The 14,449-nt window shown below is 60.8% G+C and carries 14 protein-coding genes; 8 read left to right on the top strand and 6 right to left on the bottom strand.

Going from position 1 to position 14,449, the window contains the following annotated elements:
• Positions 1-3: 3 nt before the first annotated feature.
• From aceK to HY067_13085, 4 genes are all read right to left on the bottom strand, one after another.
• Positions 4-1,782 carry a bifunctional isocitrate dehydrogenase kinase/phosphatase gene (gene aceK, locus HY067_13100; protein ID MBI3528892.1) on the bottom strand — a complete coding sequence of 593 codons (1,779 nt, stop codon included), beginning with the start codon at positions 1,780-1,782 and terminating at the stop codon, positions 4-6.
• Between the two features lie 10 nt (positions 1,783-1,792).
• Positions 1,793-2,959, bottom strand: coding sequence for an isovaleryl-CoA dehydrogenase (locus HY067_13095; protein MBI3528891.1), 1,167 nt, complete (start codon positions 2,957-2,959; stop codon positions 1,793-1,795).
• A 20-nt stretch (positions 2,960-2,979) separates the two neighbouring features.
• Complete coding sequence (locus HY067_13090) at positions 2,980-3,429, bottom strand: PaaI family thioesterase (GenBank protein MBI3528890.1); 450 nt, start codon at positions 3,427-3,429, stop codon at positions 2,980-2,982.
• Between the two features lie 175 nt (positions 3,430-3,604).
• Positions 3,605-4,036, bottom strand: coding sequence for a MerR family DNA-binding transcriptional regulator (locus HY067_13085; GenBank protein MBI3528889.1), 432 nt, complete (start codon positions 4,034-4,036; stop codon positions 3,605-3,607).
• Between the two features lie 74 nt (positions 4,037-4,110).
• On the opposite strand from HY067_13085, the gene HY067_13080 reads away from it, so the two are divergent.
• Genes HY067_13080 through phaC form a run of 4 tightly spaced genes read left to right on the top strand, consistent with a single transcriptional unit; the run spans position 4,111 to position 8,818 of the window.
• Positions 4,111-5,175, top strand: coding sequence for an MBL fold metallo-hydrolase (locus HY067_13080; GenBank protein ID MBI3528888.1), 1,065 nt, complete (start codon positions 4,111-4,113; stop codon positions 5,173-5,175).
• Positions 5,172-6,251: an S-methyl-5-thioribose-1-phosphate isomerase gene (gene mtnA, locus HY067_13075; GenBank protein ID MBI3528887.1), complete on the top strand. Its 1,080-nt coding sequence runs from the start codon at positions 5,172-5,174 to the stop codon at positions 6,249-6,251. The genes HY067_13080 and mtnA overlap by 4 nt, the downstream gene beginning before the upstream one ends.
• 2 nt (positions 6,252-6,253) lie before the next feature.
• Positions 6,254-6,895: a class II aldolase/adducin family protein gene (locus HY067_13070; GenBank protein ID MBI3528886.1), complete on the top strand. Its 642-nt coding sequence runs from the start codon at positions 6,254-6,256 to the stop codon at positions 6,893-6,895.
• A gap of 48 nt (positions 6,896-6,943) precedes the next feature.
• Positions 6,944-8,818: a class I poly(R)-hydroxyalkanoic acid synthase gene (gene phaC, locus HY067_13065; protein ID MBI3528885.1), complete on the top strand. Its 1,875-nt coding sequence runs from the start codon at positions 6,944-6,946 to the stop codon at positions 8,816-8,818.
• Here the strand turns inward: phaC and HY067_13060 are convergent.
• Complete coding sequence (locus tag HY067_13060) at positions 8,813-9,499, bottom strand: LysR family transcriptional regulator (protein ID MBI3528884.1); 687 nt, start codon at positions 9,497-9,499, stop codon at positions 8,813-8,815. The two genes, phaC and HY067_13060, sit on opposite strands and share 6 nt — an antisense overlap.
• On the opposite strand from HY067_13060, the gene HY067_13055 reads away from it, so the two are divergent.
• On the top strand, positions 9,498-10,499 hold the full coding sequence (locus HY067_13055) for an aldo/keto reductase (protein ID MBI3528883.1): 1,002 nt from the start codon (positions 9,498-9,500) through the stop codon (positions 10,497-10,499). The two genes, HY067_13060 and HY067_13055, sit on opposite strands and share 2 nt — an antisense overlap.
• Positions 10,500-10,564: 65 nt before the next feature.
• Here HY067_13055 and HY067_13050 read toward each other — a convergent pair whose 3' ends face one another.
• Positions 10,565-11,158 (bottom strand): hypothetical protein, encoded by a 594-nt coding sequence (locus HY067_13050; protein ID MBI3528882.1) that lies wholly within the window; start codon positions 11,156-11,158, stop codon positions 10,565-10,567.
• Between the two features lie 231 nt (positions 11,159-11,389).
• Here HY067_13050 and HY067_13045 point away from each other — a divergent pair, with 231 nt between their 5' ends.
• From HY067_13045 to HY067_13035, 3 genes are read left to right on the top strand one after another with little or no spacing between them, the layout of a single operon-like run.
• On the top strand, positions 11,390-12,058 hold the full coding sequence (locus tag HY067_13045) for a GntR family transcriptional regulator (protein ID MBI3528881.1): 669 nt from the start codon (positions 11,390-11,392) through the stop codon (positions 12,056-12,058).
• A 56-nt stretch (positions 12,059-12,114) separates the two neighbouring features.
• Positions 12,115-12,957 (top strand): phytanoyl-CoA dioxygenase family protein, encoded by an 843-nt coding sequence (locus HY067_13040; protein ID MBI3528880.1) that lies wholly within the window; start codon positions 12,115-12,117, stop codon positions 12,955-12,957.
• A gap of 12 nt (positions 12,958-12,969) precedes the next feature.
• The gene (locus HY067_13035) at positions 12,970-14,334 is read left to right on the top strand and encodes a Gfo/Idh/MocA family oxidoreductase (GenBank protein MBI3528879.1); all 1,365 of its coding nucleotides are present in this window, start codon (positions 12,970-12,972) and stop codon (positions 14,332-14,334) included.
• Positions 14,335-14,449: the final 115 nt, after the last annotated feature.

Genomic DNA, 14,449 nt, shown 5'->3' with positions numbered 1-14,449 from the left:
ACATTAGTCTCCTTGTTGCAAATTGGCGCCGGGGCCGAAGCGGCGCCGGAAGCGCAACGTCTCGGGATAGGGAAACACATCTTCGACATGCCCCGCCGCGATCCGGCGCTGCGTGGCCGTCCAGAAATCGGCATCGAGCAGTTCCCGATGACGTTCAAGAAATACTTCGCGTACACGGGAATCGCCCAGCAGGAAAGCCGCGAATTCCTCCGGGAAGATGTCGTCGGCTCCGACCGGGTACCAGGGTTCGGCGGCGAACTCGTCCTCCGGCGTGCGCGGCTGCGGCATGCGGCGAAAGTTGCAGTCCGTCATGTAGGCGATTTCGTCGTAGTCGTAGAACACGACGCGGCCAAAGCGCGTTACACCGAAATTCTTGAACAGCATGTCGCCCGGGAAAATATTCGCCGCAGCGAGTTGCCGGATCGCATCGCCGTATTCGCGGACCGCATGTACCAGCTTGTCATCGCCGGCGTCGTCCAGGTACATGTTCAGCGGGATCATGCGGCGCTCGATATACAGATGTTTCACGATCAGCGTGTCTCCTTCTTCTTCGATCACCGAGGGTGCCAGGCGCCGCAATTCCTCCAGCAACTCCGCAGCGAAGCGTTCCTTCGGGAACGCCACATCCGCATACTCGAGCGTGTCGGCCATGCGCCCGACGCGGTCGTGATACTTGACCAGCAGATACTTGTCCTTGACCTGCTGGCGCGTGGTGTCCTTCGGCGGCGAGATGACATCCTTGATGACCTTGAACACGTACGGATAGGACGGCAACGTGAACACCAGCATGACCAGCCCGCGTATGCCCGGCGCGGCTACGAACCTGTCGCCGGAATGTTTCAGGTGATGCAGGAAATCGCGGTAGAAGAGCGTCTTGCCGTGCTTCTGCAGGCCGAGCACCGTGTAGATCTCTGCGGCCGGCTTGTTCGGCAGCAGGCTCTTCAAAAATTCCACATAACCCGACGGCACTTCCATATCCACCATGAAATAGGCGCGGCTGAATCCGAACAGGATGGCCAAGTACTCGCCGTCGAGCAGGATGGTATCGAGATAAATGCTGCCGTCGCCATTGCGCAGGATCGCGATCGCGAACGGGATTTCGCGATTGCCGTTGACGATCTTTCCTATCACGTATGCACCCTTGTTGCGGAAGAATGGCGACGAGAGCACCTGGATCTGGTGATTGGCTTCCAGCACGATCGGTCGCCCGAGGTGCGCACGCACGGCGCGCAGCAGCCAGCGGGTATCGCGGTTCAGATTCCGGAATGGGTTGCGCAAACCGAAGTCGCGCAGGACTCGCGCAATAGTTGCGCGCAGGCCGTCCCTGGATGGGTAGTAGCTTCGATACGTGGGCGGATCGGAATCGATGTGCTCGGTCGACAGCGCTGGACGCACGAACAGGAAATCGTTGTGATAGTAATTGCGATGCAGAATGCGGCAGGTCACCGAATTAAAGAAGCTTTCGGCCAGTTCCGGCTGCTTGTGATTGGTCAGCAACCCGGTGTAATGAAGTTTCACCTGCTGCCAGATCGCATCCGGGAGCTGATCGGTGTTGAAGCGCCGCTGCAGGTATTCGACCGTTTCCGTGATGCGGCGATCGTAGAACTGGATGCGCTCGCGCGAGATGCGCTGGATTTCCGTCCATTGTCCCGCCTCGAACAGGGATTTCGCATAGCGGCTGGTTTCGCGAAACAGGCGGTAGTGGCGGTTGAAGCCGTCAAGCGTGCCCTGCGCGATGAGAAACGCGAGATCCTGTTGTGTCTGATTCGTGACAGCGGTCATGCGCGAGGCGTTATCGGGTTTCGTTGAAAAGCTCGCGGCCGATCAGCATGCGCCGGATTTCCGAAGTTCCCGCGCCGATTTCGTAGAGCTTCGCGTCGCGCCAGAGCCGACCGGTGGCGTATTCGTTGATGTAGCCGTTGCCGCCAAGTGCCTGGATCGCTTCGCCCGCCATCCAGGTCGCTTTTTCCGCTGCGTACAAAATGGCGCCCGCCGAATCCTTGCGGGTTGTGCGGCCGCGATCGCAGGCTCTCGCCACGGCATAGACATACGCTTTGCAGGCATTCATCGTCGTATACATGTCGGCGACTTTGCCTTGCATGAGCTGGAACTCGCCGATCGATTGGCCGAACTGCACGCGCTGGTGCAGGTAGGGCATGACGACATCCATGCACGCCTGCATGATGCCGACTGGTCCGCCGGCTAGCACGGTGCGCTCGTAGTCCAGGCCGCTCATCAGCACCTGCACGCCGCGGTTGACTTCGCCCAGCACGTTTTCCGCCGGCACTTCGCAATCGCGGAATACCAGTTCGCAGGTATTCGAACCGCGCATGCCGAGCTTGTCGAGTTTCTGCGCGGTGGAGAAGCCCTTGAAGGATTTCTCGATCAGGAAAGCGGTGATGCCCTTCGGCCCGGCGGCGACATCGGTCTTCGCGTAAACCACCAGTACGTCGGCGTCCGGTCCGTTCGTGATCCACATCTTGTTACCATTGAGAACGTAAAGGTCGCCCCGCTTGTCCGCGCGCAGCTTCATGCTGACCACGTCGGAACCGGAGTTCGGCTCGCTCATCGCCAGCGCGCCGACGTGCTCGCCGGAAATCAGCCGGGGAAGATAGTGGCGCTTCTGCGCTTCGGTTCCGTTGCGGCCGATCTGGTTCACGCACAGGTTGGAGTGCGCGCCGTAGGACAATCCGACCGAGGCCGAGGCACGCGAAACCTCTTCCATCGCCACCACATGCGCAAGATAGCCCAGGCTGGTGCCGCCGTACTCTTCTCCAACGGTGATGCCGAGCAAGCCCAGGTCCCCCAGCTTGCGCCACAAGTCCATCGGGAATTCGTTGCGCTGGTCTGTATCCGCGGCACGCGGCGCGATCTCGTGGGCCGCGAAGTTCTGCACGGTGTCGCGCAGCATTTCGATGTCCTGCCCGAGATCGAAATCGAGAGTGGGGAAGGAAGCCATCGCTAGTTTCTCCGGACTGTTCATAGATCTGGCCTTCCGCGCATGGTCATCAGGGTCTGCAGCAGCGTGGCGCAAAGCGTTTCGCGTCCGCCTTTCATCACAAAAGCGTCGACTTGCGAAACCACCAGTGTGCGCCCCGACTTCAACACACGTCCGTGCGCGATCAGCAGGTCGCCATCGCCGGGCGCAAGCAGATTCATCTTGTACTCGACCGTCAGCACGCTGGCATCCTCGGGCATAAGCGTGAAGCCCGCATAGCCGCCTGCCGAGTCTGCGATGGTACCGATGATGCCGCCGTGAAAATAGCCATGCTGCTGGGTTAACTCGGGTTTGAACGGGAGCTGGATTTCGCATTCGCCCGGCGCCAGCCGCGTCAGCTTCGCGCCGAGCAGTGTCATGACCTGCTGACGGTCGAAGCTCGATTGAACGCGCTCCGCATACGCAGGATTTCTGGGCTCGAAGCCGGGCATGCGACCTCCGTTGAAGGCCGACTTTAATTGACGTTTACGTCAACGTCAATTTGTTATTGCTTTTGACAGGCAAAGTATTGCCGGTCAGTTAGTTAGTAGCGGTCAATGCAGCACAGGCCGAGCAGTTCACACACTTGCCAAACAGCCCGATTTGTTGCGCAACAAATAATGAAAATCAACTATTTGCATGTCCTTTCCGAGCAATCTTCACCTTCCGCGGCGAGGTTTTGTCGTTGCCATCCAGGAATTTGCGGCACTGCTCTTCGAACGCAGCAATTTCACCCAGCACGACTTCTATGTCTTCGCGTTGCTGTTCCAGAATGCTGCGGCGTTTCCGCAGCACCTGCTGGAGACGCTCGACCTGTGCGTGCTCGTCTTTCGCCGCGTCGTACATGTCGATCAGTTCACGGATTTCGGACAGCGACAATCCCAGCCGTTTTCCGCGCAACGTGAGTTTCAGGCGCACCTTGTCGCGATTGCCGTAGACCCGGTTGCGGCCTGCGCGCGTGGGGGCGATCAGTCCGTGGTCTTCGTAGAAACGGATCGCGCGAGTGGTCAGGCCGAATTCGCGTGCGAGTTCCGTAATAGTGTAAGTAGCGTCGGCCATACGTGCGGCAGTTTACGTAAGCGTCAAGTAGAATCCAACTATAGCGCGGCCCATCCTTTCACTGGTATCAGTTCATGCAGACATCCGTTCTCCCGGCGGCCGTCGACGTTGCCAACTCGATGAGTTTCCCTTTCGCACAACCGCCAACTGCCGGCAGCGTTTGCGAGGTTGCACCCGGACTCTACTGGCTACGCATGCCGCTGCCGTTCGCGCTGAATCACATCAATCTCTGGCTGTTGCGCGACGCCGAAGGGTGGACCGCGGTGGACTGCGGTATCGGCCTGGACGATACGCGGGCTCATTGGGAGACGATCTTCGCCAAAGTCCTCGGCGGTGCGGCGATGACGCGCGTACTGGTGACGCATTTCCATCCCGACCATTTCGGCAACGCCGGCTGGCTTACGCAGCGCTTCGCGGCGCCGCTGTGGATGACCGAGACGGAATACCTGACTGCCCATGCGCAATACGAGACGCTGGCCGGGTTCGGGTCGGATGCGACCGCGGCCCTGTTTTCGGAACACGGTCTCGATGCGGAACGCGTGTCGGGCATCTCCAGGCGAGGCAATTCGTACCGCAAGGTCGTGGGAGAACCGCCAAGCCGCTTCGTGCGCATGCTGGACGGCGACGAAATCGAGATAGGCGGCAACGCATGGCGCGTAATCATCGGTTACGGCCATGCTCCCGAGCACGCCGCGCTCTACTGCAAGTCGCTCGGCGTGCTGATATCGGGCGACATGCTCTTGCCGAAGATCAGCACCAACATCAGTGTCTGGCCGACCAAGCCGGAGAGCGATCCTCTCAGGCTGTTCCTGCGCTCGATCGATCGCTTCACCGAACTTCCCGCCGATACGCTGGTGCTTCCGTCGCACGGCCTTCCCTTCCGCGGCGCGCATCACCGCGTGCAAATGCTGCATGACCATCATCGCGACCGTTTGGCGGAGGTGCTCGAGTCCTGTTCACAACCTCGTTCCGCGGCGGACCTGCTGCCGGTGCTGTTCCGGCGCACGCTCGACACGCATCAGACCTTTTTCGCCATGGGCGAGTCGATCGCACACCTGAATTACCTCTGGCTTCAGGGAAAGCTTTCGCGATCGCGCGATGCCGATGGCGTTTACCGCTTCCTCAGGCAGGTCAGATGAAAGTCGCGGGGGTTCCGTACCGCAGCGTCTGGCGCGAAGCAGAGCGCGTCGCAATTGTCGACCAGACGCGCTTGCCCTTCGAATTCCATACGCTGCGGCTTTCCGACTGCGATGAAATCGCGCATGCGATCCGTTCGATGCAGGTGCGTGGCGCTCCGCTGATCGGGACGACCGCCGCTTATGGCATCGCGCTGGCGATGTCTGCCGACGCTTCCGACGCCAACTTGCAGCTTGCTGCGGAGCTGCTCGGCAACGCGCGCCCGACTGCGGTGAACCTGCGCTGGGCGATCGAGCGCATGACCCGACGGATGCAAACGATCATGTCGCCGGCTCGCGCCGATGCGGCCTGGATGGAAGCGGAGAAAATTGCAGACGAAGACGTAGCGTGCAATCTGTCCATCGGCCGCTATGGACTGGAATTACTCCGTGGCGTTGCAAACCGGAAGGGCAGTGTAAATGTGCTGACGCATTGCAATGCCGGCTGGCTGGCGACGGTGGATGTCGGCACGGCGCTCGCTCCGATTTATATCGCGCACGACGAAGGCATTCCGGTTCATGTCTGGGTTGACGAAACCCGGCCGCGCAACCAGGGGTTGCTGACCGCGTGGGAACTTTCCCAGCATGGCGTGCCGAATACGCTGATCGCCGACAACGCCGGCGGACACCTGATGCAGCACGGGCAGGTGGATCTCGTGATCGTCGGTGCCGATCGCGTCACGGCAGCGGGAGACGTCTGCAACAAGATCGGCACCTACCTTAAGGCGCTTGCCGCTAAAGATTGCGCTGTTCCGTTCTATGCCGCCGTTCCCTCACCGACCATCGACTGGGACATCCATGACGCTTTGCGGGAAATCCCGATCGAGGAGCGCAGCAGCGCAGAAGTGACGACGATGCAGGCGATGGACTCCGACAATCGGATCGCGCACGCGCGGATCGCGCCGGATGGGACGCATACGGCCAATCCGGCCTTCGATGTCACGCCCGCGCGGCTGGTCACGGCGATCATCACTGACCGTGGTATCGCACCGGCGAGCTGGGAAGGCCTTCATGACCTGTATCACAGGAAGGTCGCCTGAACATGACCGAACTGCACCTGAGAAAGCAGATCATCGCTACTGCACTTCGGATGAACTCTCTCGGCATCAATCGCGGCAAGTCGGGCAATGTCAGCGCGCGCTGGAAAGATGGCTTTCTGGTAACGCCTTCCGAATTACCCTACGAGGAAACGAAGCCGACCGATATCGTCTTCATCGACGGGAAGGCTAAGGCAAAAGGGAAACGCGCGCCTTCTTCCGAATGGCGTTTCCACTTCGATATCTATCGGCACAAGAGTGACGTCAACGCAGTGGTTCACACGCACTCGAGCTTCGCGACGACGCTGGCCTGTCTCGGGATGGCCGTTCCGGCTTTCCACTACATGGTGGCTGTGGCCGGCGGCAACAGCATACGCTGCGCGCCTTACGCAACCTTCGGCACGCAAACGCTTTCCGACAATGCGCTCGGGGCACTGGGGGGCCGCAAGGCGTGCCTGCTGGCGAACCACGGCATGATTGCAACCGGCGAGAGCCTCCAGGGCGCGCTGGCGCTGGCCGTCGAGGTCGAAGCGTTGTGCGAGCAATACTGGCGCGCGCTGCAGATCGGCAAGCCCGATCTCCTGTCCGATGACGAGATGGCCGTCGTCGTGGAAAAGTTCAAGACTTACAACACGCAAGCGCGCTAAATCGTCATCGGGCTTGCACTGTTTCGAACTTCGCCCTAGCTTAGCCACATGGCCGAAGAAAAACCCGCCCAGCCCGCATCCACCGATCCGACCGACATCGCGAGAATCTTCGCGGAAATTGCGCTGCGCAGCAAACATCTGGTCGAAACCCGCCTCGCCGAACAGGCCAGGCATGCCGGTGAGGAGCCGACCGATGAACTCGGTGTCGGCAAGGCCTTCTCCGAACTCGCGGGCAAGCTGATGAGCGATCCGTTCAAGCTGGCGGAGATGTCGCTGCGCATGTGGCAGGACTATTTCTCGCTCTGGCAGAACACCGTGCTCAAGGCCTCGGGCGGCGAAGCGCCAGCAGTGGCGGAACCCGGCAAGTCAGACAACCGTTTCACGAGCGCGTTGTGGCAGAACAACCTGGTGTTCGATTACATCAAGCAGTCGTATCTGATCGCCGCGCAGAATATCCAGAAATCGGTGTCTGAAGTCGAAGGGCTCGATCCCCAGACGGCGCGCAAGGTGAAGTTCTTCACCCGGCAGTACATCGACGCGCTCGCGCCGACCAATTTCGTGTTGACCAATCCGGAGGTGCTTAAAACCACGATCGAGACCGGCGGCAAGAATCTGCTTGACGGCCTCAATCATCTGCTGCAGGACATCGATCGCGGCGACGGCAAGCTGGCCATCAGTATGACCGACCCCAAAGCGTTCAAGATGGGCGAGGACGTCGCCAGCACGCCCGGCAAGGTGGTATTCCAGAATGACCTGATGCAGCTGATCCAGTACCAGCCGACCACGAGCGAGGTCTACAAGACTCCGCTGCTGATTGTGCCGCCCTGGATCAACAAGTATTACATCCTCGACCTGCGGGAGAAGAATTCCTTCATCCGCTTCGCGCTGGACCAGGGCATCACGGTATTCGTGATTTCCTGGGTGAACCCGGACGAAAAGCACGCGAACAAGACCTTCGACGATTACCTGCTGGAGGGTCCGCGCGCCGCGCTGGATGCGATAGAAAAAGCGACCGGCGAACACGAGATCAACATGATCGGCTATTGCCTGGGCGGCACGCTCACCGCGTCCCTGCTGGCGTGGATGGCAGCAAAAGGTGAACGCCGGGTGAAAAGCGTTACCTTTTTCACCACGCTGATCGATTTCTCGGAACCCGGCGAACTGGGCGTGTTCGTCGACGAGGAAGCGGTCGACAACCTCGAGAAGAAAATGGCGGAGCGAGGCTACCTGGAGGGCTCCGACATGGCGTCGACCTTCAACATGTTGCGCGCCAACGATCTGATCTGGTCCTTCGTGGTAAACAACTACCTGTTGGGAAAGGAACCGTTTCCGTTCGACCTGCTGTACTGGAATTCGGATGCGACCCGCATGCCGGCAAAGATGCATACTTTCTATTTGCGCAACATGTACATCGGGAACAAATTGCGCGAACCCTGCGGCATTACGCTGGCCGGTGAACCGATAGACCTGTCGAGAATCGATGTCCCGGCCTATTTCATCTCCACGATCGAAGACCACATTGCGCCGTGGAAGACAACTTACCTCGGCGCCCAGTTGTTGAACGGCCCGGTGCGGTTTACGCTCGGCGGCTCCGGCCATATCGCCGGCGTCGTCAACCCGCCGTCGGCAAACAAATACTGGTACTGGACCAACGACAGGCTACGCGATACCGCGGACGAATGGCTGTCCACCGCCGAGAAGCATCCCGGATCCTGGTGGACCGACTGGAGCGCATGGATCGCCGCCTTCGGCGGCGAGAAGGTGACGGCGCGCATCCCCGGCGCCGGACTGAAGCTCATTGAAGACGCGCCGGGCAGTTACGCCAGCCTGCGTCTCGATGCGCCTCCGCCGTCGAAGGAGGCCAAGAAAGCGAAGCCGCGCAGACCTGCAGGCAAGAAGGAACAGCCAGGCGCCGGCCTATGACAGCTTTTCGGACACGAAATCGATGAAGCGCCGCAGCTTCAGCGGCATGTGCTTTCTCGAGGGGTAGTAAAGATAGAAGCCCGGATAGCGCGGGCAGTAGGGTTCGAGCACTTTGCGCAGCCGTTTGTCCCTCAGATACTCCGCCACCGCGCTTTCGTAGGTGTATAGCAGGCCAACGCCTTCGAGCGCAGCCTGCGTCGCCATGACCGCGTCGTTGATCGTGAGATTGCCTTTCGTCTCGAATTCGACGTCGCGTCCTTTGTCGACGAATTCCCAGCGGTAGATTGCGCCGCTGGTGACATAGCGGAAACGAATGCAGTTGTGTTGCTTGAGATCCTCGAGCGTCTTCGGCGGCTTCAAGCGCCGGAAATACTCCGGCGACCCGACTACGACGACCTGGACTTCGCCGCCGACAGGCACGGCCACCATGTCCTTCTGCACCGATTCGCCAAGGCGGATGCCGGCATCGAATCCGTCGCCGACGATATCGGCGAAGCCTTCGTCCAGCGACAGCTCGACCTGGATTTCCGGGTAGCTGGTGAGAAACGCCGGCAGCACCTTGCGGAAAAGCATCACGTAAGCCAGCCGTGAAAGATTGATGCGCAGCAGGCCCGCCGGGCGCTCACGGTAGCGGTTCAGCAGGTCGGTGGCCTCGAGAAGATCCGTGACCGCCCGCGCCATGTTCAACCGTTACCTCGACGCCGGCGGAAACTTCATCGATACCGCCGACCTCTACACCGGCGGCACCAGCGAGCAATGGCTCGGCGAGTTCATCGCGGAGCGCAAGGCCAGGGACCAGGTCGTGCTGGCGAGCAAGTTCAGCTACAACGCGCAACCCGGCAATCCGAATGCCGGCGGCAACGGCCGCAAGAACATCCTGCGTGCGGTGGAGGGTTCGCTACGCCGGCTCAAGACCGACTACATCGACCTCTATCTGCTGCATACCTGGGACCAGGTCACGCCTGCCGAAGAAGTCATGCGCACGTTCGACGATCTGGTCAGCCAGGGCAAGGTGCGCCACGTCGGCTTAAGCGACGTGCCGGCCTGGTATGCATCGCGCGCGCAAACCGTCGCCGAGTTTCGAGGCTATGAGCCGGCGAGCGCACTGCAACTGGAATATTCGCTGGTCGAACGCAACCTGGAATTCGAATACACCCGGCTGGCTGCCGACAACGGCATGGGCATCATGGTGTGGAGCCCGCTGGGCAGCGGTCTGCTGAGCGGCAAATACCGGCCGGGCAAAGATGCTTCGACGCTTGCCCACGGAAGACTGAAGACCATGCAGGGCACCAGCAATCCCGCCTTTGCGAAATTCACCGAACAGAACTGGCGCATCGTGGCCGAACTGGAAGCCGTTGCGAAGGCTGTCGGCCGGCCGATGGCTCAGGTCGCGATCAACTGGGTCGCAAACCGGCCGGCGGTGGCGTCGGTCATCCTCGGCGCAACGAAACTCGCGCAGCTCGACGATACCCTGCAGGCGCTCGATTTCTCCTTGCCGGCCGAGCTCGTCGCGCGGCTCGATGCCGTCAGCGCACCGCAGGTGCGGTTCCCGTACACCTTCTTCAGCAACGAGATCCAGGCGATGCTGCACGGTGGCGCCACCGTGGGCGACAAACCGTCGGGTTATCGTCCGAATGTGCAGGTTGCTGGCACCGGTGCGGGCGTAAGCGCGAGCAAGTAGATTCCATCGCAAACAAAAAAGCCGCAGGGCTGGCACCCTGCGGCTTTATTTGTGCTGCCTGGAACTCAGTTGCGCTCGCGGTCGTTGTGCTTTTCGCGATGGATGCGTCTGCTCTGGCGGTTCTCCGCGGACTGGACGCGCCGTTGCTCGCCGACACCCACATGGCCGTCTGCGGCGGCGCTTGCCTCCTTGCGATCGACGCGTGCCTGTCCGCGCTCGAGGTTTGCGGCCTCGCGGTTGGTCAACGATCCGTTCTTGACGCCGTTTTCAATGCGCTGCTCCTGATTGGCGTTGCGCTGCACGTCGGCTTGCATGCGCTGTGACGACGCGGAATTCGGATTACCGGTCTGGGCGTCGTGCTTCTCGCGATAAATATCCTTGCTCGCCTGATTTTCAGCGCGTTCGATGCGGCGCTTTTCCGCATTGGTCATTTTGCCGTCCCTCAGCGCATTCGATTCCATCTTGTCGATGTGCGATTCTTCGCGCTCGAGCTTGCCGGCTTCCTTCGTCGTCAGTTCGCCGGATTTCAGGCCTTGCTCGATGCGGTTCTGCTGGTTCACGTCGCGCTGCACAACATCGGCGGTGTTCTGCGCATGGGCGGCGGCCGCGATCGTGCACGCGGCAAGTGCGGCGGCGATTGCAGTTAGTCGAATTCGCATTGATTTCTCCTCGCTATCAAAATAGGTCGCGGTAATGGGTCGAGCGCTTTTGCGCCGGCCGGAATTGCAAGTCCAACAACGGAACGCGGGTCGGGCGGTTGACAGGCGTCGCAAGCATCGTTGCCTGTCGTTACGCCACGCCAGCGCGCTCGGGTCCGCCCGGCCATCGGACCTGTTGCCGCGTTTTGGATTCTGTATACAATAATCGGAATTGAGATTTCGAGTCGATCCATGGCGTCCATCAGTCCCATCCGGCTTGTTCCCGACCTGACCGATCAGGTGTACCAGCGCCTGCTCAATGCCATTTGCGATGGCGACCTTGCCCCGGGGGCGCGGCTTACGCAGGAGGATCTGGCCGCCACGCTTCATGTTTCCCGACAGCCTGTCCTGCAGGCATTGCGCATGCTCAAGAAGGACGGCTTCGTGATCGATACCGGCCGCCGCGGGCTGATGGTATTGCCGCTTGGCGCACAGACCCTTTCGCACATATATGAGGTGCGGTCGGCTCTCGACGGACTGGCGGCGCGGCAGGCCGCGCTGTCGAAAAGCCGGATCGACCTGGGCGTGATTGCCGAAGGACGCAAGGCGATCAAGGGTTCACGCATCGGCGCAATGATCGATGCCGACATGCGCTTTCACAATCTGATCTACAGCGCGTCCCGCAATCCGCTGATCGCGCAAAGTGCCAGCCATCACTGGCGGCACATCCGCCGCGCCATGGGTGTGGTGTTGCAGCAGGCGGGGGTGCGCGACACGGTCTGGGATGAACATGAGGCGATCCTCAAGGCCATCAACCGCGGCGATGCGGATCGAGCCGAACGGCTCGCTCGCCGGCACGGCGAGGAAGCCGGACAGCATCTTGTGCAGGAGCTCGGCCGGCACGTGCGCGAAGCGTCCTGATTCGGAACTTGCACAAAAGACCCACTCACATATTTAAAGACCCAGGGAGGAGTCGGATGAAACTCAGCAAAGAGCAAAGCGAACAATTCGACCGCGACGGGTATCTGTTTTTCCCGAGTCTGTTCACGCCCGAAGAGGTCAAAGTTCTGCTGAATGAAGTTCCCGCGCTTTACGCCCAGCGCCGTGCGGAGAACATTCGCGAGAAAGGCAGCGATGCGGTGCGCACCAACTTTGCCGCACACATGTACAACCGCCAGTTCGCGAAACTCGCCCGTCATCCGCGCATGGTCGAGCCGATCCGGCAAATTATCGGTGAGGCGGTGTACATGCATCAGTTCAAGGTCAACGGCAAGATGGCCTTCGACGGCGACGTCTGGCAGTGGCATCAGGACTACGGCACCTGGAAGAACGACGATCAGATGCCCGAGCCGCGGGCGATGAACGTGGCAATCTTCCTCGGCGAAGTGAACGAGTTCAACGGCCCGCTGATGTTCATTCCCGGCAGCCACAAGCTCGGCGTACTCGACGCGCAACACGATACGTCGACCACCAGCTATCCGTTGTGGACCATCAATCACGACACCATCCGCAAGCTGGTCGAACGCGGCGGCATCGTCGCCCCGAAGGGCCCGGCGGGGTCGATGATCCTGTTCCACTCCTGCCTGGTGCATGCATCGAACTGCAACCTGTCGCCGTGGGATCGCATCAACGTCTATCTGAGCCTGTGCGCGGTTTCCAACCACATCCGGCGTTTCAAGCGCCCCGAATACATCGCTCACCGCGACTTCACGCCGATCGAGTGCCTGCCCGATGATTGCCTGGTGAAGGACTACGATGTGTCGCTGCCGTGGAAAGACGGCACGCCCGAAGAAGCGCTCAAACCGCTCGCGGCCGCGTAATCGGAGAACGGAATGAATCTATACGCCAAACTTCGCGAGCGCGAAGCCCAGGGCAAGCCGTTGCGCGTCGGTCTGGTCGGCGCCGGAAAATTCGGCGCCATGTATCTGGCGCAAGTGCCCAAGACACCCGGCCTGCACCTTGCCGGCATCGCGGATCTGTCGCCGGCAAACGCGAAAACCAACCTGCAGCGGGTCGGCTGGAATCCGGAGCGCTATGCCGCTGCATCGCTGGACGCTGCGTTTTCCTCCGGACTCACGCATGTGGGCGACGACTGGCTGGCGCTCATTGCGCATCCGCTGATCGACATCGTCGTCGAAGCCACGGGCAATCCGATCGCCGCGGTCGAACACGCGCTGACCGCATTCAAGCATGGCAAGCATGTAGTGATGGTTACCGTGGAAGCGGACGCGATGTGCGGACCGCTGCTGGCGCGACGCGCCACGGAAGCGGGCGTGGTCTACAGCCTGGCCTATGGCGACCAGCCTGCGCTGATTTGCGATCTCGTCGACTGGGCGCGCGCAGCCGGCTTCAACGTGGTTGCCGCGGGCCGTGGTCACAAGTGGTTGCCGCACTTCGTGCAGTCGACGCCGGAAACGGTGTGGGGCTACTACGGGCTGACGACGGAGCAGGCAAGGATCGGCGGGCTGAATCCGAAAATGTTCAATTCTTTCCTCGATGGTTCGAAGCCGGCCATCGAGAGCACCGCCGTGTGCAATGCGACCGGGCTCACGCCCGCGCCTTACGGCTTGCTTTTTCCGCCCGCGAGCGTCGATGATATTCCCAACGTGATGCGCCCGAAATCCGAAGGCGGACATCTGCATCACAAGGGCCAGGTGGAGGTGATCTCGTCGCTCGAGACCGACGGGCGGGCCATTCCCTACGACATTCGTTTCGGGGTATTCGTGGTGTTCGAAGGCGAGACGGAATACATCCGCAACTGTTTCAAGGAATACATGGTGCGCACCGACTCTTCGGGCCGCTATGCCTGCCTGTACAAGCGCTGGCACCTGATCGGCCTGGAAGTAGGGATCTCGGTCGCTTCGGTCGGTCTGCGCGGCGAATCGACTGGCTGCCCCACCGGGTTCCGTGCCGACGTGGTGGCGACCGCCAAGCGCGACCTCCGAGGCGGAGAGATCCTCGACGGTGAAGGCGGTTACACGGTGGTCGGCAAGCTCATGCCGGCCGAGGCGTCGCTCAAAATCGGCGCACTGCCGCTCGGCCTGGCGCACGGCGTGAAAGTGCTCAGGCCTGTTGCAGCCGGCCAGCCAGTGCGCTGGGCCGATGTAGCAGTCGATGAATCCAGTTACGCGGTAAAGGTGCGGCGGGAGATGGAACAGTTGTTTGCGCCGGTGGCGGAGGTGGAGTTGGCGCAGTGAGCGTATTAACAATTCCAGCCTTGCGACGGCAAGATAATGAGGCTTTCACCATCTGTTCAACTTCAAGGAACTGCCATGTCCACGAAAAAGAAGGGGCTGCCGGGATTCATCATCA

The organism is Betaproteobacteria bacterium, from assembly GCA_016194905.1.
Lineage (GTDB): Bacteria > Pseudomonadota > Gammaproteobacteria > Burkholderiales > JACQAP01 > JACQAP01.
This window is presented reverse-complemented; position numbering and strand designations above follow the sequence as displayed.